Source organism: Micromonospora sp. SL4-19 (genome assembly GCF_047921475.1).
GTDB lineage: Bacteria > Actinomycetota > Actinomycetes > Mycobacteriales > Micromonosporaceae > Micromonospora.
Genome location: NZ_JBLROB010000042.1, coordinates 1 through 17472, shown reverse-complemented (window position 1 = coordinate 17472; position 17472 = coordinate 1). Strand labels below are relative to the sequence as shown.

The window sequence follows — 17472 nt, the reverse complement described above, 5'->3', positions numbered from 1 at the left end:
TGACGCGCGCGTTGGTGACCTTCATCCGAGGCAGGTCGTAGTACATCGCCTCGGCGGGCAGCGGAGCGGTTCAGGCAGGTCTCCGGCCCCAAGCCGAGATCATGGGCGAGGTGACGAGGTCGAGGAGCCCTGTCGCGATGTTGTGGCGATGCTGGTCGACATCATCGACGGTGGCCAACCCGGCGGAGATCAGCCGGTCGCGGATCTGCCTCATGGTGGCCTGTTCCAGCAGGGCGCAGGCGACACCGGTCATCGGGAAGAAGGCGTCGGCTTCAACATCGGCCAGTCCCGCGTCGCGCAGCAACCTCGGTAGCCTGCGCGCGTAGGACAGGTCGACACCGGCGGCACGTCATGATTGTGGGAATAGCGTGTGTGACGTGCGTGGACGTGTGGCGAAACGTCCTGGGGGTCATCCCTGAAGAGGTGGGGTCGTGTCAAGCGCGGACGCTGGACCGGTTGTGACCGGTTTATGGGGGATTCCCGGGATTGGCGTGGGCAGGCGTCGGTGAGGGGTCGGGGTCCAGGCTCGACCTTTAGGTCGACCCGCGTAGCGGGTGTGGCCTTGACGCCGATCCCGAGGCGATCGCACGATGGCGGCGCCGGGAGCGGGCTATGAGGTTGTGTGGGCCGTCTTCTCCGATGTCCTGAATGGATGTGCGGCATGCCGGTTGGTTGTGATCCGGTTGCCGGTCATCCCTTCGCCGCTGTTCGTGCGGCATGGAGTGGTGCGGCCACAGCCAGGGCCGGGTCAATCAAGTAACGCTCGACCGCGTCCCGCGTGCGGGAGGGTCAGACCCCCAGCGACCTCGGGTCCTGGCTGTGTCCGGATCAGGCTCACGCCGGTCGGGTGCTCAGGGCGCGGATATGCCTGTCGCGCAGCCCGTAGAACACCAGCGTGAGAAGTTTTCGGCCGGCGGTGACCTTGCCTATGTTGGATCCCCGGCGGGCGCCGACTCGGATCTGGGTCGCGCCGACCGGGCCGCGGCTGAGCGGTTGCACCGCCTCGATCGCAGCCCAGCGCAGCAGGGGACTGCCTTGTTTGGTGATCTGGCCGCGGTGCACGGTGTTGTCGGATTCCCGGTGGCGTGGGGTCAGCCCGGCCCAGGAGCACAGCTGCTGCGGGCGGACGCCGAGCCGGACCTGTCGGTGGTCGGCCAGGCGCGGGACGGGGCCGAGGCAGTTAGGCTCTGCCGCGAGCTGCGCCCCGACATCGTCCTCATGGACGTCCGGATGCCCGGCCAGGACGGCGTCGCGGCGACCCGCCAGATCCTCGCCGACCCCACCACCGCGAGCCGCATCGTCATGCTCACTACCTTTGATCTCGACGAGTATGTCTACGCGGCCCTGCGCGCCGGGGCCAGCGGCTTCCTGGTCAAGGACATCCCCGACGAACAGTTGGTCGCCGGCCTCCGGTCCGTGCACCGCGGGGAGGCCCTGTTCGCACCCACCGTCACGCGTCGCCTCATTGATGCCTATGTAAGGAAGCCGCCCGCAGGCGCCGTGCCTGGCGCGGAGACCCTCACCGCTCGGGAGGTCGAGGTGTGGCGCCTCGTCGTCGCCGGCCGGTCCAACACCGAGATCGCAGCCGAACTCTACGTCGGCGAAACCACCGTGAAGACCCACGTCTCCCGGCTGCTCGCCAAGCTCGGCGCCCGCGACCGCATCCAGCTCGTCGTGCTGGGCTATGAGAGTGGCATCCAGTCACACTAGTGCGGCACCGGATTCGGACGCCGATGACGCGGCCGACGACCCGTGCGCGGTGACCCGGGCGCACGTGGAGGCGTTCCAGGCCTGGATGATCGACGCCAGATCCGCGTCGACCGCCCTGAACAAGCACAAGAGACTGCAGCAGTTCTTCAAGTGGCTGCTCGTCGACGAGCAGGCCATCGACCGGTCGCCGATGGAACGCCGCTCGTCGCCCTTCACTTCGGACATTACCGCACCACCTGATCACGGAGCGCCACGAACCGCTACTCGGAAGGCTCATTGACAAGGTGGGGAGGGCCTGAAAGGGTCTCGCGTACAACAAAATTCATCCGATGTTTTTTTGGGTGACCATTCAGGGAGAAAACGGCGATGCGGAAAAAACCGCTTGCACTGACACTTGGCATGTCATTGCTCCTGTCCACGGGTGTAGCGGATAAGGCGTCCGCGACCAGCTCCGGCGAGGAGCGCTTCCAGCCGAGTGTCACCTACGATCTGTCGGTGACCGACGCCGAGCGCGACGCGATCCACGCGGAAGTCGAGGCGTTGGCTGGACGCGTCAACAGCGCGCGGGCGGGGGACGGCACCTACGACCCGCTCAGTCTGGTCGGGGCGATGCTGGACGGGTCGAGCTACGACTCCATCTCCCGAGGTGGCACGGCCGCGACGGCGTACCCCTTCCCGGTCAGCAACACCGCGGCCAACCAGTACGAGTACGACCGCAAGGTCGCCAAGCTCGCCTGGGTGGTCAAGCTGGCCACCGACCTGGGTTTCCCGGTGGTCGTCCAACGCCAGCCTGACAAGTACGTCTACGCAGAGATCGGTGACCCGGACGCCCCAGAGATGGTCATGGCGTTGAGTCACCTCGACTCGCCGACGGCTTCTGTTTCGGCAGCCCAGTTGGCGCGCTGGCGGGACGCCGATGGCAACTACGGCACTCCTGGTGCGTACCACTCGCCCTATGTCAAGGACGGCTCGGTCTACGGGGCGGGCATTCAGGACGACAGCGGCCCGACGCTGGCGACGCTGCTCGCGGCCAAGGCGCTGCTCGAGGCGGGGCTGCCCCTCGACCGACGCATCCGCATCGTCATGGGAATCTACGAAGACGGCGGTCCCGGCACGCCCTCGACGACGAACACCGCCACCTTCCAGTCCATCCCGTACAACTCGAACCCGAGCTTCTACGACAACTGGGCCTACAAGAACCTCAACCGGGAAGAGATCCCGATCGCGGCCTACACCTCCGACTCGCGGTTCCCGGTCATCGTCGGCAACTCCGGAGCGGTGACCCCGTCGGTGTCGATGAGCTTGGCCGCAGACAGCACCAAGGCCTTCCGGCTTACGGCTGCCACAGCCGGCGTCACCCTGCGCGAAGGCGACCCGACGCTCAAGGACATCGCCTACGGCAGCACCACGCAGATCGCCTCGCGGGCCATTTTCACCCTCGACGTGGCGGGGGCCGGCTCCGCCGAGCGCGACCGATTCGTGTCGGCGATCACCGCTGCCGCGACCACGAAGGGTTGGCTCCCGGCTGCTCCCCGCACCACGCCCAAGGTGCAGACCACGATCACCGGCGACTCGCTCACGCTGGAGATCAACACCGATGTGGCGATGGAGATGCCGACCCCGCAGTACGGCAAGAATGCGGTCGTGTGGGGAATGTTCCTCCTCTCCAAGGGACTCGGCGCACTGGGAACCACGGCCGCCGACATGCAAGTGAAGAAGGCCGCCGACGGCATCACCGACCTGTTCTTCCGCGACGGTGTCGAAGGCGAAGCCTATATCGGCAAGTACATGGGCATTCCGGCGAACCTGTTGCGCAACCCGAGCAACGGCACGCCAAACCTGACCTTTGCCCTCATGGGAGGCATCAGTTCGGAGACCCCGACGAGCTTTTACACGGACGCCTCCGGCAGCCTCAGCATCCCGATGTATGTGCGCAGCATGCACGTCACCGCGGCTGACTCCGGCCAGGCAACGGCGGCGGTCACGGCCGCCTTCCAGGCGAAGGGGTTCACCATCGGGACCCTCGGCTCGCCCGTCGGCGCGGGGTTGTACGTCACTCACGACAACCCGCTGACGGCTCTTCAGTTCGGGAGCTACCAAGCCTCGATCAACCACAACCCGAAGGAGTTTGCGGATCCTCATTCCCTCAGGGACGTGGTCTATCCGCAGGGCACGACCGGTGGCACCCTGGCCAGCAGCTTCCGCAACAAGATGACCGCCTTCGGCGCCGTCATCCCGGGTAACGAGCGCTGGTGGCACACGGCCAACGAGCGGATGAAGATCGACTCGGCAGTGCAGATGACCAAGATGATGGCCGATGGAATGCTGGAGATGGCCCGGTACTCCGGGCCCGCCGGTGCCAAGTTCATGTCGGCAGACATCCCGGGGCTGAACTCGGACCGGGCGGACCTCGACCTGCTCGACGTCACGATCGGAACCTACAAGGACGCGTCGGCCGCCGTCGGCACGAGCCAGTTGGGCAACCAGGCCCTGCTCGGCGCCACCTCGTTCAACATCCCGATGTGGAACGGGCGCGGCAACTCGACCCCGACGGCGTCGGCTTTCGAACTGGGACACGCCCCGGGAGGGGTCTACCTGCCCCTGACCGACACCGAGTACCTGAACTCCACGTACGTGGCGCCGATGCGTCTCGAGTTCAAGGTGGAGCGTCCCGATCACATGTCGGACGCGGCTTGGGCGAAGTTCGTCGCCGGGGGCTACGGCGACTTCCAGTTCAACATTCTCGTCGGCGACAAGGTTGTGCCGCTGGCCGTTCCTGCGGGGCAGAGTGCGGACAAGTACTTCTCCTCGCGCATCTCGGCCAACAACCCCGACGCCATCTACCTGTCGGTCAACCTCGCGATCACCGATGCACCGTACACCGGGGTGCAGGCCAAGCTCGCGGATTCCAAGACGGACCTGTACACGGTCAATCCGACGTACCTGGCCTCGAACCCGGATCCGTTCCCCGGGCGCGGGGCCATCGAACAGCGGGGCTTCTTCGTGTTCGGTGACGGGCAGAAGAACGCGGAGTTCTCTTCACCCGACGCGGTCTACGTGACAGTCGCCAACGCGGTCGTCGATGCGAAGCCGTCGGCGGTGGTGAAGAAGCTGAAGGGCGACACGAACGAGTTGACCATCACGGTGAAGCAGACCCATGTCGACGGCAGCGAGTCTCCGGTGACGGCCACGGTCACCATCGACAACAACGCTTCCGGCACCTACACCGTCGGCGATTACAAGGTATTCGTCGACACCAAGGGCAACACCCAGGTGCGGTCGATCTCCATCGTGTGACGCATGTGAACCGGAAGGTCCGCGCGCGCACGGGAGGGTATGCCCGGTGGCAGGATGCCTCGACTCGGGGTCAGCGGCCGCCGGGGTGTGAGGCACATTGACAACGGAGTGGAGCCATTGCCGTCGGTGGTGGCTCCACTCCGTTGTGCGCCACTGGGCGTGGCTGTTCCTGTGGGTTGCTGTCACGGTTGCGAACTGCGGACGCTGCTCGCCGAGCAGGCGCTGCAGCACCATGATCTGGCGTCGCAGGGGGAGGATCTCGATGTCCTCGGTCCGGTCGCTCGTCGTCTGCAGTCGGAGTGCCGCGAAGATGTTCGCCACTCCGAGATGCATCAATCGCAGCAGCACGGCCATCATCGCTCGGCGACCGCCGGCGATCCATGTGTGAGGCAGCCAGGTTGCCGAAATCGCGACGGTCGTGATCAGTTGTTGTCGATTGCCGCCGCCAGGTCGATTCCTCGCTGCCCCAAACCGGCCCGCTCGGCCCACGCGTTAAGGGCGGTGAGGAAGCCGAGTCGCGGCCGAGGGGTGCCGCTGGCACCCCTCGGCCGCGTGGTGTCATCATCTGGTGTGGAGCAGGCGTGCGGATAGCGGTGCGAAGACCACCGCCAGCACCGTGCAGGCGATCAGGACCCAGGCGAGCTGAGGGCCGGGCGTTTCGCCCGCCATCAACTCTCGCGCGGCGGTCACCAGGTGGGTGACCGGGTTGCCATCGACAAAGGCTTGCAGCCATCCGGGCAGCGTGGCCGGGTCGACGAAGATGTTGCTGAACAGCGACAGCGGGTACAGCAGAGCCTGGGACACGCCGAGCACGGCGCCAGGCGACTTCATAAGTAGCGCCAGTGCCGCCCACACCCAGGACAGGCTGACGCTGAAGGCGACGACAAGCAGCACTGCGGCCGCCACACCGAGGACGTTACCGTGCGGGCGGAACCCCAGCGCAAGGCCGAGCCCCACGACCACCGCCGAGGCGAGCACGTACCGTACGGTGTCGCTGAGCATTGCCCCGATGAGTGGGGCGGCGGGTCGGATCGACAGCGTGCGGTACCGGTCGAATGCGCCGCTGGCGAGGTCGATACTGAGCGTGGCGCCGGTGGTGCCGGTCGTCACCAGCAGGGTCATCACGAGGATCCCCGGGACCAGGTAGCCGACGTACTTGCCGGTTGATCCGCCGACCGCGCCGCCGAACAGGTACGTGAACATCAGGGTGAACACGACCGGGTGGACGGCGATGTCGAAGATCTGGACGGGGGTACGCCTGATCTTCAGCAGAGCCCGCCGGGTGAACGTCAGGCTGGCGCTCAGGGTGCTGGGCTGGGACGGTCGCGGGCGGGCGGCGAGCACCGCGCCGGGGCGTCGGGCGCCTGTGACGGTGTTGAGCGTGGTCATTCAGTCTTCTTCCTTCGGTGCGGCGTCCGCAGTGGCCGGACGGCCGGTCAGGGCGAGGAACACCTCGTCGAGGCTGGGCTGTCCGAGGGTGAATTCGGTGATCTCGACCTGGGCCCGCGATAGCTCGGTCAGCGCATGTGCCGCTGCCGCGGCGCCGGCCGGCCCGCTTTCCGGCACCTGTGCGGTCACGGCGGCTGGATCGGAGCTGAGCGCCACAGGCCCGTGCAGCGCCCGGGTCAGCACCCGTTCGGCGGTGGCCCGGTCGTCAGGTTCGGCCAGACGGACGTGCAGGGTGCCACCTCCGACCGATGCCTTGAGTTGGCTGCTGGTGCCCTGGGCGATGAGGGTGCCGTGGTCGATGACAGCGATGCGGTCGGCGAGTTGGTCCGCCTCGTCGAGGTACTGGGTGGTCAACAGGACCGTGGCGCCCTCGGCGATGAGGACCCGGACCAGGTTCCACACGTCGTTGCGGCTGCGTGGGTCCAGCCCGGCGGTGGGCTCGTCCAGGAACAGCAGATCGGGGGTGACGATGAGGCCGGCGGCGATGTCCAGCCGGCGCCGCATGCCGCCGGAGTACGTCTTGACCAGACGGTCGGCCGCCTCGGTCAGGGAAAAAGCGTTCAGCAGCTCTTCGGCGCGGGCTGCCGTACCAGCGCGGGAGTGGCCGTGCAGCCGACCGAGCAGGACGAGGTTCTCCCGTGCGGTGAGCCCGTCGTCGAGGGAGGCGTACTGCCCGGTCAGGCTGATCCGGTCGCGTACCGCAGCGGCGTGGCTGACCACGTCGTGGCCGAACACCCGTGCGCTACCCGCGTCGGGGCGCAGCAGTGTGGCCAGCATGCGGATCGTGGTCGTCTTGCCAGCACCGTTAGGGCCGAGGAACCCGTACACCGAGCCTGCGGGGATGCTCAGGTCGATACCGTCCACGGCTCGGGTCGTGCCGAACGTCTTCACCAGGCCCGTAGCTTCGACGGCCAGGTGGCTGGAGTTCGTCATCGGGTCCAGCCGTCCTCGTCGACCAGCTCGCCCTGCTCCGCGCTGACATCACCGGCGACGGCGAACGCCGCAGCGGCCTCCGGCAGGCCCGGCGCGCCGGCGAGGGCCGCTTGCAGGGCCTCGGGCGAGTCCCACCGCCACATGTCCACCCACGTCCGCTCGTCGACACGGATCAGTCGGGTCTCGGTGGGACCGGCGAACGCCGCCCTGACCGCTGCGAGCAGGTTCCTGCGCCGCTCCAGCACGGTGTCGGCGTCCGCGGGGTCGGCCGTGAAGCGCGTCGTCCGAATGAGAGCCATTTCCGTACCTCTTCTCTAGAGTTGGTTATTAGAGATGAACTCTAGTGTTACAGTGCAGGCATGCAACTGGTCAAGAGCACGGGCAAGAAGGGCGAGAAGTCGCGGCAGACTCGGGGACGGATCCTGCAGGCCGCGTACGAACTGTTTGTCGATAAGGGGTACGGGGCCACGACGCTGCAGGGCATCGCCGAGCGGGCCGGGGTCGCCGTGCAGACCATCTACTTCGCCTTCGGCAACAAGCCTTCGCTGCTCAAGGAGCTGGTTGACGTCACCATCGCCGGCGACGACGAGCCGATCCCCACGATGCAGCGGGCCTGGTTCATCGACGCTCTCGCGACCGACACCGCCGAGGCGCATTTGCGGGCACACGTGCGAGGCACCTGCGAGGTGCTCCAGCGGGTCGCGCCGATCATGGACGTGCTACGCGCCGCTGCCGCTCAGGATCTGAGCCTGGCCAGCATGTGGCCGCAGGACAGCGATCCGCGCCTCGAAGTCCAGACCGTCGCGGCGCGCAGCCTCGTGGCCAAGCCCGGCGCCAAGGCCGACCTGTCCGTCGAGCACGCTGCCGACCTGCTGTTCGGCCTGCTAAGTCCGCAGCTGTATCTGCTTTTCGTCCGCGACCGGGGCTGGACCCAGGATCGCTGGGAACAGTGGGTCTACGACACGCTCCACGCACAGCTCTGCGGGTAGCGCAAGCGCAAGTGGCCGTAGCAGCGGCGCCAGCAATCGGCTGACGCCGCGACTGCGTAGTCTCGTCGGTGGGTGTCAACGTCGAACTCCGTCAGCACGGACCACGGCCACGTAAAGGGCGGGCCGAGACCACCCTGGTGGACGAAATCGTCGATTGGGACGATCTCTTCGTCGGGTTGCTGAACAAGGTCTACAACCAGGGCCGGACACCGACGTTCGACAGGATTGACCCGTACGGCGACCTGGTGCTCGCCGGCGACGCCATGACTCAGCTGCTTGCTGAGCTGCCGGCCCTCGTCGTTGCCGCAGCTACCCAAGCCGAAAAGAGCTTCCTCGCAAGCCTCGAGGGACTAGCCCTCCGATGCGCTGCGGATCCCTCTGATCACTACCTGCATTTCGTTGGAGATTGACCGCTTCCGCTTCCGTGCAGCGGCTTGGGCCCTGCTCTCACGCTGCGTGAGCGGCGCGGCGCACCGCTCACGCACGTGACCTTTGTCGGTCAGGGCGCGGCGCTCAGTAGCCCCCATCCCGTCACCAGCGATGAGCAGCCATCGGGGGAGCCACTACCCCTTGACGGCTGGCCGCAGTGCCGAGCAGCCATCACCAACGGTTCACTGGATCGACAGGGCGCGCTCCCGTCAGCACGGCGGTCGTGGCCGGCAGTCGTGCACGCGCGGCTGCCGGCCAGGCACAAGGACGAGCAAAGCAGCCACTAGGGCAGCACACCGTCCACGCCGCGGGAGACCTCGTCGCTCGGGTTGCCAGCAAGATCCCGGACCGCGCGATAGGCCATGTCGATGGCCGAGTCCGCGTAGGCGCGCGGGGCGGAGTCGGTGTTGGCGATCGCGACGTGCCCCCAGGGCCGGCGCGCGGTGTGGCTGGGGAGTTCACCGTCGGGCCAGAAGGGATCCCAGGGCCGGGCGTATTCGTAGGCGTACCCGTGAGCCCAGCGGTTCACCGTGATGCCCTCGATGTCGCGGGCGGGATCGAACCCGCCCGGCTCGAGAGCGCGGGCGAGTTGGTCCCGGATCGCGCGTTCCATCTCCTGGAACGACGTCGCCAGCAACTGGCGCCGGCCGGCCTTGCCCTGATCGCGCGGTGAGAGTCCGGGCTGGCAGGCCGCCTTGCTCAGGTGCAGGATCATCGGTTGGCTGGGATCGTCGGGGAAGCGGTAGGAGCCCATGCTGACCGGGAAGTCCAGGCTGGCGCTGTTCCAGTACATGGTCGGGTACCTGATGCTGGAGATCTTGAGGTTGGCGAACGACGTCCAGTTGCGGATCTGCACGTTGGTGTAGACCAGGGCGAGCCGGCCGGCGTATTCGAGTGCCGTTCGCTGCTCGTCGGAGATCTCGTCGGTGAGGTACGGGATCATCTGGTTGTTGCAGGCGAGCACGACGTGCTGGGCGTGGACCGAGTGAAGCTCACCGGCCTGCACGTAGGCGACCTCGACCTGCTTGGCGCGTACGGGGTGGTCGTTGTGGCGAACCCGGACCACTGGGGCGCTGAGCCGGATGCGAACCCGGCTTCCGTTGCGGTCCAGCCGGTCGTAGCGCAGCCGGGTGGTCGTAATCTGCTCCATCGTGTGCCCGGGAAGCGCGTCGGGGATCAGCTTGCGGACAAGGGCTCGGGCTACACCGGCGTTGCCCTCTGGGAAGTGGTAGATGTAGTCGTCCTCGGCGTACCAGAACTTGTGCCCGGTCGGTGAGATCCTCGGATCCGGATCGTCCATGGCGAGGTCGAGCCCGTCGAAGCCCGGGTATTCCTCGGCGGCCGCGTCGAGCGCGCCGACGGCATCGATGCCGTACCCCCAGTTGCCGTTGGACACGGTCTGCAGGTACTTGATCGCGTCCGGGTGTGCCTTGACGTGCTCGGTGAGATACGTGCCGTAGGTGATGTCGGCGAGGCGGTCCTTTTTCTGCGCATCGGTCATGCCCGGCAGCCAGTCCTCGGGCGCGTCGTACATCCTGGCCAGATCGGCCTTGGCCTCCTCGGCCATGGGCGCGTTCTTGAGGATGTCGGCGTACTTCATCCCACGCTGGTACGCCACGAAGCGGTCGCGTCCCCAGGATTCCTTGTCGAAGAACAGCGCGCGCCCGAGGCCGTACCTGCTGTTGAAGCCACTGTCGAAGTACTTCTCGAACCGTTCGACGTCAATCCCGAGATCGTCGAGCATTCCGCGCGCCGGGCTGTTGAACGTCGACGGGGTGTCCAGTGACTGGGAGCCGCCGTACCCGACCAGTGTCCGTGCGGTTGTCTCGTACTCGTTGCGCCGCGCGTGCCCGCCGAAGTCATCGAGCGCGTCGAGGATCAGGATGCGCGCATTGTGGCCGAACTCTTGCTGGTAGAAGCGGGCTGCCGCGAGGCCACTGATCCCACCGCCGACGACCACAAGGTCGTACTGCTCACGGGTGTCCCGGGGCTGGCCGGCACCCTGCCAGAACGTGCCGTCGCGCAGCTTGTGCGGCACGACCATGGCGTCGCTCGTGTAGCCGCGCATGCCCTGGAGGGCTGGCGGGTACGGGGCAGGTTCGCCGCCTCCTGGGCCGCGCCCGGGTGCGGCGTGGGCGCCGGTGGCTCCGCCCAGACCACCCAGAGCCAGCGCACCCACGGTGACGGCGACCCCGTCCAGGAAATCACGGCGGGTGATGTTACGTCCCATCCCAAGTTCTTTATCGGACCGTTCGGGCACCGCGTTCCTCCCGTTGGTTAGACGATGATTAATGGCAGACTACTGATTGCGCTTAGATTGTCTAGGGGACGCACGGATAGCGTGGTCGTATGGGGTTGCGGCAACGAAATCCGTAGGCATCCTCCCGCAGTTTCCTCGCACCGAGGCTGCTGATGATGTGGGAGCGCACGAGGGTGGTTGCTCAGGGGCGAGCCGAGCAGACCACCGCCAACCCGCCAGCGTCCGTACGATCCGTCAAGGTCCGCTTGACATGGTGGACCGGGCGGCGGCCCGCTCCCCAGGGGGCGGATCGACGGCGCCGGGATGGCACGGTGGACTCAGTGCGGCGTTGCGGAGAGGGAAGCCGGATGAAGATCTGTACGCGCCGAGGCGACAGCGGTGAGACGGGCGCCTGGGGAGGTGCCCGTCTATCGAGCCTCCTTCGCCAGCCGCTTCCTCCAGTCGAACGGGATCGCGTACAAGTCGTGCGTCGGGCACTGGCAGTGGCCCTGGTTCTTCTCACTGTCGGTGCCTGTGACGGTGGAAAGGGGAAAGGCGCTTCCGGCCATCAGGATGCGCCTTCCCCCAGCGTCTCGCCGAGCAGCGCCGCCAGCAGCGCTGGTCTGTCCTTCCGCGTCGGGTCCCGGCGCTCCGCCTCGGACGCGGTGACCGTCGTGCCGGGCCGCGACCTCCGGGTCAGCTTCGACCTCCAAGGTAAAGCGGCGGCGGGCCGCTCGCTCAGCCATCTCGGCCTGACGCCCGACGGGCAGGTGATCAGTGCCGCCAGCCCCACCCCCGGAAACCGTGACGGCGAGTTGGTCATCGGCCAGAGCCGGGTGGGGCTCTACACCGGCGACGGGGTGCGGGAGTTGTCGGCGCCGTCGCGCGGCGCAGCGCGCCAGGCCATCTACGCGGACGCCGACGAGCGGACCGTGGCCTGGATGGAGACGACCAGCACCGACATGTACCAGATGGACTGGCGGGTGTACGGCTTCGACCGGCACACTGCCCGCACGGTGCTGCTCGGCGACTCCGCCGCCGTGTCCAAGGGCAAGAGAATGCCGATCCCGCCCGGGATGTCGATGCTCTCCGTCGGCGCGGGCCGGGTCTACTGGACCACGGCCGTGCCCACCACCGGCCAGCGTGAGTTCGGCGCGCAGATCATGGGCAGAGCCCTGACCGGGGGCCGGGCTCCGGAGGTCGTGGCCGAGCGGGCGAAGCTGCCCGCCGCGGCCGGCACTGTTCTGTACTACGTGCGGTCAGAGGACGTGTCGCCCGGCTTCCCGGCCGGCCGTTACGAGATCCGGAAGGTGGCCGGCGGGCGGGACGACGTGGTTGCCTCCGGGCCACTGGCACCGGAGCAGCAGGTCACCGCCCTGACGGCAGAGCCCGGTCGGGTTTCGTGGATCGTGTCGGCGCCGGAGCCGCCGGCCTCGTTGTACGTGCTGGACCCGGCGGCGGGCCAGGCCATCCAGGTCGCGCTCGGCGACGACGGCCGTTCCATGATGCTGAGTTCGTCACCGCGGTACGTCTGCTGGAGCAACGGCAGCGGTGGCGGCGACGCCGGCCAGTACGCCCTAGACCTACAGACCGATCGGCTGTGGCGACTCGGCGAGGCACCCGGGCTCAGCATGGTGTACGCCGCAGGTGACTACGTCGCCTGGTCGAAGCTCGGCGCGGAGCCGCAGAAGCCGGAGCAGAACTCTCTCGTGGTCGCCCGGCTCGGAAGTGCCGACAACTGAGCTGCGGGTCGGTTGGCGGCAACGCCAGATGCCCGCCACCGCGGCTCCGGCACCACGACGTGGTCATCACGTGGCACGATGCGCTGGACCGCTGAACGGGACGGAAGGACCAGCGATTGAACGCGACGTCGTCCGTTGTGGACAAACGCGTGTACCCGTACGCGTCCGCGCTTGCCGGCGGTCACCTCGCCCTGGCCACGTCCGCGCCGGACCGCGTCGACGAACAGCAGTACTTCGCCGGCTTCGTACGGACGCCACGGGTGGTCGCCGGCGGCCTACTGGCCTTGGCCGACATCGCCCGTGCGGACTTCCGCCAGGCCCGCGCCGACATGTCACGGGGCCGCGATCCGGTGGTGACCGGTGACGGCGAACGCTTGCGGTTGGAGGCGCTGTCGACGTGTGGTGGGCTGTACGGGCGGCTCGACCTCGCGGCCGCCGAGCTCGACGGCGCGTGGACCGGCCACGGCACGACCAACGTGGACATCAACCCGCCGTTGTACGAGTCGCTCACGCGCGTCGGCGCCGCAGACCCGCTGCGCCTGTCGGTCGGGGCCGACGAGCTCGCGGTCGCGACGTTGGACGGCAGGATCGTCGAGAAGCAGGTGCCGCTGCCGGCCCGGTGGCTGCGGGGGCTGGCCGAGGTGGCGGCTCGGGGGCTGTCTCTCGACCTGCGGCTGGAGATCCCCGCCGGCCGAGCCGTCGCTCTGCTGGCCGAGATGTCGGCGCGCAACGGCCGGCAGACCCGCTGGCTCGTGCCGGCGGGATCGGGGTGGCGCTCGACGACGCGGCCGGTTCCGGGTGCGATCTGCGTGGCGGACGGGTTCCGGCTGTCGGTGCTGCGACCGCTGCTTCCTGTGGCCCGCACGGTCGCGCTGTACGCACCGCCGGTCAGCGGGGCGTCCGCCCAGGTGAGCGGCTGGGTACTGGACTTCGGCACCGCCCGGTTCACGCTGCTGCTGTCGGCCGCCGTCAATCACGGGTTCGCCGGCGACGGGCAGCTGCTGGCCGATCTCAGCGCCGACACCGCGGTCGCCGACGCCGACGCGCTGCACATGGTGCTGGCCGATGAGCCGGTCGTCGACCGCGCGTCGATCGCCGTGCGCACCGGTTGGCGCCCCGCCCGGGTCACGTCGGCTCTGGCGGCGCTGGCGACAGCGGGTCAGGTGGGCTACGACATCGCTGCAGCGTCGTCCTTCCGCCGCCCGCTGCCGTACCGGGCTGATGCCGTCGCCGCCCTGCACCCCCGGTTGGCTGCGGCGCGGATCCTTGCCGACACCGGGCGAGTGACGGTGACCGCGGCGGGCGCTGAGGTGACGTCCGGCGAGACGACGTACCTCGTCCATCGCCGCGGCGACGAGTACGCCTGCACCTGCGTGTGGTGGGCGGAACACCACGGCCGGCGTGGCCCGTGCAAGCACGTCGTGGCGGCCGTCATCACCGAGCAGACGGGACAGCGGGATGAGTGACGTCTGGCACGAGGTGTGCGAGCGCATCGACGATGCCGACTTCGACGTGTTGGCCGAGGCGCTTGCAGTGATCGACGCCGAGGAGCGGGCGGCGTTGCTGCCGCTGCTGGAGGGATACACCCCGACACCCGCGACGCCGGAGCCGATCGTCCTGCCGCCGCTGGAACCCGAGCCTGATCCCGAGCTGCCGACGACGGGCGGGTTCGCGTTCTTCTACTCGCCGGCGGACGGAGAGCCGCCGAAAGACCTCGAAGGGATCCGCGCGTACCTCGCCCGGCAGCGACTGCGGCAACGGGAGCGGGACCGCACCAGCCAACGGCGGCACCTCGAGCGGCAGGCCGCCGAGGCCGCGAGGCGGAAGACCGAGCTTCGGCTTGCAGGTCTGGCACTGGCCACTCTCGCGTGCACGCCCGCGGCCACCGACGCCGTGAAGCGGCTGCATCGGCCGTGGTCCGCGGGGCCGCCGTTGCGCGCGCTTCCCGAAGTGGTGCCGGGTCTGCTCCGGGTTCGGGGCACGGCCTGGTGCACCACCCTCGCCCGCGGCATGGCGCGCCGAGCCCGGGGCCGGGCGACGCCGTGGCCCTTCACGGAGGCGCTGATGCGGGCCGTCGGCGCCGGGCCACCGGACACGCCCGGCGCCGTCGCGCAGTACGTGGCGAATCGGCGCTTTGGGCCCCTCGTCGACATCCTGGCCGAGGATCCCTGGTTCGATCACGTGCTGCCGTACCTCTTCGACGACGACCGGGTCGCAGCGGCGTTCACCGGATGGGGCGGTCGTGCCTGGCCGAGCGCTGTGGTGGAGCTTGCCGAGCGTGGGCGCGTCGAGCGTGCGGTGGTGATCGCCGGGTGCCTGCGCCGGCTCCGCTCCGGTGGACGGCAGGGCCTGCTCCAGCCGTACCTCGGCATGCTCAAGCAGCTGGCACCGGCCACCGACGAGCTGGCCGGACACCGCCAAGAGCTGGTCGGGCTGCTGACGGCGCCGATGTCCACGGTCGCCGACTTCGCGTACACGTCGCTGCAGGCGCTGCACCAGCGATCTCCGCTGGACCCGGCCACCTTGACGGAGATCACCCAGAGCATGCTCTCGCGGCCGGAGAAGAAGCTGGTCCGCGCCCACCTCGGCTGGCTGCGCTCGCTGCCGCTTGACGACGTCGTGGACGGGCTCGTCATCGGGCTGCACCACGAGGTACCCGAGTTCGCCGAGCGGACGCTCGACCTCATCGCGCCGCGGCTGCTCGTGCTGCCGGAGGCGTTCCGGGAACGGCTGCGCTCCGAGCTGCCGGCGCTTGAGGGTGTCGTTGCGGAACGACTCGCCACGCAGCTCGGCACGACGTACTCGGCGCCGGCATTCGCTCCGGTGCTGAGCACGGGCCCGCCGGCCGAGCTGCCGCCACCGCTGGACCTGGGTGCCCTCGCCGGTGAGCTGGCGACGGTTCTGCGCATGGGTGACGATGATCCCGTCCGCCATGAGCAGATCCTGGACGGCCTGGTGCGGGCGGCCCGTGGCGACCGTGCCGCCGTCGCTCGGGTGCTGGAGCCGGTGATGCCACAGTGGCCGGGCCGGTGGCAGGCGCTCATCAGCGCCACCATCGGCCGCCCGGCGTCGTACCAGATATCCGGTGCGCCGCTGGAGTTGTTCGTGGAGCGCCGGTGCGCCGAGCTGGCCGTGCGGTTGGCCGCCGATCCGCCGCCGGCGCTGCTGGCCACGCCGGCCACTGTCGCTGGTCACGTGGACCCGGACCGGGTGCTGAGCCTGCTGCAGCAGGCGGAGCGCGACGGCTGGCAGCCCGGCGACGCGGATCTCACCCAGGCCCTGCTCCGCCTGCCTCGCGTGGTTGACGCCGCCGTCCGCGCGGCGGCGACTCGCCTTGTGTCTCCCGCTGGCCGCCGGTTGGCCGACTGGCTCGTAGGTGGTGCGGAGCCGCGCACCTGGGTCGAGGACGCACAAGGCAGCCATTACTTCTCGGGTCGCCGGATCGCGATGCTGGACCCGGTGGAGCTTCCGTCGGAGCTCGCCGACCCGCGTACCGCCACCGAGCGGGCCAGCACGGGGTGGCGCATGCCCACGTTGGCGCTGTGGCCGATGGTGACGCCGTCACACCGCGAGGTGGCCGCCGCGCACATCCAGCCGTACGTGGCCGCCACGGTCGACCGGGGCAACCCGGGCGCCGGCTTCCTGGAGGGTCTCGCGGCGGCGGACGGGCCGGTCGGCGCGGCGATGTCCTTGACTCTGGCGTACGCGCTGGCAAGTTACCGGGAGACCGTGCGCCTCGCAGCCGGCGACGCACTCATCACCCTTGCCCAACGCCCGGACTGGGACAGCACCAGCGTCGGTGCCGAGGTCGGCACACTGGCCTGCGCCAACCAGATCGTGCTGCAACGCATCGTCCGGCCACTGACCGAGGCAACCAAGGCCGGCGCGCACGACGCGGTCTGGCAGCTGACGTCGACGGCGTTGCCGGCGCTCCTGGCCGCCGGCCAGCGGCCGGGACTCGCCGATGTCCTCACGCTCGCCGGCAACGCCGCCCGCGCCGGTCGGCATACAGCCGACCTGCCCGGCTTGGCGGAGCTGGCGGCCAAGCCGGGGCGCAGCCGGCTCGCCGAGGCCGCGCGCCGGCTCGCCACGATCATGTCCGGCCGGGCGTAGGGCGGTGCCACGCCGGACGAGCCGGGCGGGTAGCGCACCGACGACATGTCCTCGTGCCTATCCGATGGTGTGCCACGGTGAAACGCCTGCCTGGGGCGAGATGTGGACGGTCACACGGGCGGCGACCAAGGTGGTTAGCTGCCGGCGTGACAGCAGATGCCCTGGCGACGGAGTTGGCGAACACTGAACGGCGGCGGCTCCGGGCGCTCGTCGACGTGAGACTGGAGGATGCGGACGCCTTGCACGCCCCGGACTTCGAGCTTGTGACTCCCAACGGCGGGACCTGGTCCAAGGAGCAGTACCTCGGCGGCATCGCGTCAGGTGACATCAACTACCGCCGCTTCGAGGCGGTGTCGGACATTGACGTGATGGTGGACGGCGACCTGGCCGTTCTGCGCTACCAGTCACTTATCGACATCGCGGTCTGGGGGCAGCAGGCGGGACTGTTGGAGTGCTGGCACCTCGACTGCTATCGGCGCGACCGGGACGGTGGACTGTGGAAGGTGCGCTGGTCGCAGGCGACCGAAATCGACGTTACTTAGCGGCTTGACGGCAGCATCGGCTTTTCTTC

The 17472-nt window shown here is 68.8% G+C and carries 15 protein-coding genes; 8 read left to right on the top strand and 7 right to left on the bottom strand.

Going from position 1 to position 17472, the window contains the following annotated elements:
- Positions 1 to 70: 70 nt before the first annotated feature.
- Together ACNAVT_RS29385 and ACNAVT_RS29380 are read right to left on the bottom strand one after the other, a co-directional pair.
- Entirely contained in the window at positions 71 to 304 is a 234-nt protein-coding gene (locus tag ACNAVT_RS29385; RefSeq protein ID WP_416300960.1) for a hypothetical protein, read from the bottom strand.
- A 530-nt stretch (positions 305 to 834) separates the two neighbouring features.
- Positions 835 to 1095 carry a hypothetical protein gene (locus ACNAVT_RS29380; RefSeq protein ID WP_416300992.1) on the bottom strand — a complete coding sequence of 87 codons (261 nt, stop codon included), beginning with the start codon at positions 1093 to 1095 and terminating at the stop codon, positions 835 to 837.
- Here ACNAVT_RS29380 and ACNAVT_RS29375 point away from each other — a divergent pair.
- Positions 1081 to 1710 (top strand): response regulator, encoded by a 630-nt coding sequence (locus ACNAVT_RS29375; RefSeq protein WP_416300991.1) that lies wholly within the window; start codon positions 1081 to 1083, stop codon positions 1708 to 1710. The genes ACNAVT_RS29380 and ACNAVT_RS29375 overlap by 15 nt on opposite strands.
- On the opposite strand, the gene ACNAVT_RS29370 is transcribed toward ACNAVT_RS29375, so the two are convergent.
- Positions 1702 to 1935: a hypothetical protein gene (locus tag ACNAVT_RS29370; protein WP_416300959.1), complete on the bottom strand. Its 234-nt coding sequence runs from the start codon at positions 1933 to 1935 to the stop codon at positions 1702 to 1704. The two genes, ACNAVT_RS29375 and ACNAVT_RS29370, sit on opposite strands and share 9 nt — an antisense overlap.
- Positions 1936 to 2205: 270 nt before the next feature.
- Here ACNAVT_RS29370 and ACNAVT_RS29365 point away from each other — a divergent pair, with 270 nt between their 5' ends.
- The gene (locus ACNAVT_RS29365) at positions 2206 to 5007 is read left to right on the top strand and encodes a M20/M25/M40 family metallo-hydrolase (protein ID WP_416300957.1); all 2802 of its coding nucleotides are present in this window, start codon (positions 2206 to 2208) and stop codon (positions 5005 to 5007) included.
- A 561-nt stretch (positions 5008 to 5568) separates the two neighbouring features.
- On the opposite strand, the gene ACNAVT_RS29360 is transcribed toward ACNAVT_RS29365, so the two are convergent.
- Genes ACNAVT_RS29360 through ACNAVT_RS29350 form a run of 3 tightly spaced genes read right to left on the bottom strand, consistent with a single transcriptional unit; the run spans position 5569 to position 7688 of the window.
- Positions 5569 to 6396: an ABC transporter permease gene (locus tag ACNAVT_RS29360; RefSeq protein ID WP_416300956.1), complete on the bottom strand. Its 828-nt coding sequence runs from the start codon at positions 6394 to 6396 to the stop codon at positions 5569 to 5571.
- A complete protein-coding gene (locus ACNAVT_RS29355) occupies positions 6397 to 7389 on the bottom strand; it encodes an ATP-binding cassette domain-containing protein (RefSeq protein ID WP_416300954.1) in 993 nt (330 codons plus the stop codon).
- Positions 7386 to 7688 (bottom strand): hypothetical protein, encoded by a 303-nt coding sequence (locus tag ACNAVT_RS29350; RefSeq protein WP_416300952.1) that lies wholly within the window; start codon positions 7686 to 7688, stop codon positions 7386 to 7388. Before ACNAVT_RS29350 ends, ACNAVT_RS29355 begins: the two co-directional genes overlap by 4 nt.
- 60 nt (positions 7689 to 7748) lie before the next feature.
- On the opposite strand from ACNAVT_RS29350, the gene ACNAVT_RS29345 reads away from it, so the two are divergent.
- Together ACNAVT_RS29345 and ACNAVT_RS29340 are read left to right on the top strand one after the other, a co-directional pair.
- Complete coding sequence (locus ACNAVT_RS29345; protein WP_416300950.1) at positions 7749 to 8378, top strand: TetR/AcrR family transcriptional regulator; 630 nt, start codon at positions 7749 to 7751, stop codon at positions 8376 to 8378.
- Between the two features lie 68 nt (positions 8379 to 8446).
- A complete protein-coding gene (locus ACNAVT_RS29340) occupies positions 8447 to 8788 on the top strand; it encodes a hypothetical protein (RefSeq protein ID WP_416300948.1) in 342 nt (113 codons plus the stop codon).
- 302 nt (positions 8789 to 9090) lie between these two features.
- On the opposite strand, the gene ACNAVT_RS29335 is transcribed toward ACNAVT_RS29340, so the two are convergent.
- Positions 9091 to 11037 carry an NAD(P)-binding protein gene (locus ACNAVT_RS29335; RefSeq protein WP_416300946.1) on the bottom strand — a complete coding sequence of 649 codons (1947 nt, stop codon included), beginning with the start codon at positions 11035 to 11037 and terminating at the stop codon, positions 9091 to 9093.
- 683 nt (positions 11038 to 11720) lie between these two features.
- Here ACNAVT_RS29335 and ACNAVT_RS29330 point away from each other — a divergent pair.
- The 4 genes from ACNAVT_RS29330 (at position 11721) to ACNAVT_RS29315 (ending at position 17443) form a co-directional block, all read left to right on the top strand.
- Complete coding sequence (locus ACNAVT_RS29330) at positions 11721 to 12788, top strand: hypothetical protein (protein WP_416300944.1); 1068 nt, start codon at positions 11721 to 11723, stop codon at positions 12786 to 12788.
- A gap of 137 nt (positions 12789 to 12925) precedes the next feature.
- The gene (locus ACNAVT_RS29325; protein WP_416300942.1) at positions 12926 to 14254 is read left to right on the top strand and encodes an SWIM zinc finger family protein; all 1329 of its coding nucleotides are present in this window, start codon (positions 12926 to 12928) and stop codon (positions 14252 to 14254) included.
- Entirely contained in the window at positions 14247 to 16901 is a 2655-nt protein-coding gene (locus tag ACNAVT_RS29320; RefSeq protein ID WP_416300940.1) for a hypothetical protein, read from the top strand. Before ACNAVT_RS29325 ends, ACNAVT_RS29320 begins: the two co-directional genes overlap by 8 nt.
- A 146-nt stretch (positions 16902 to 17047) precedes the next feature.
- Positions 17048 to 17443 carry a nuclear transport factor 2 family protein gene (locus tag ACNAVT_RS29315; protein ID WP_416300939.1) on the top strand — a complete coding sequence of 132 codons (396 nt, stop codon included), beginning with the start codon at positions 17048 to 17050 and terminating at the stop codon, positions 17441 to 17443.
- The last annotated feature ends 29 nt before the right edge of the window (positions 17444 to 17472 follow it).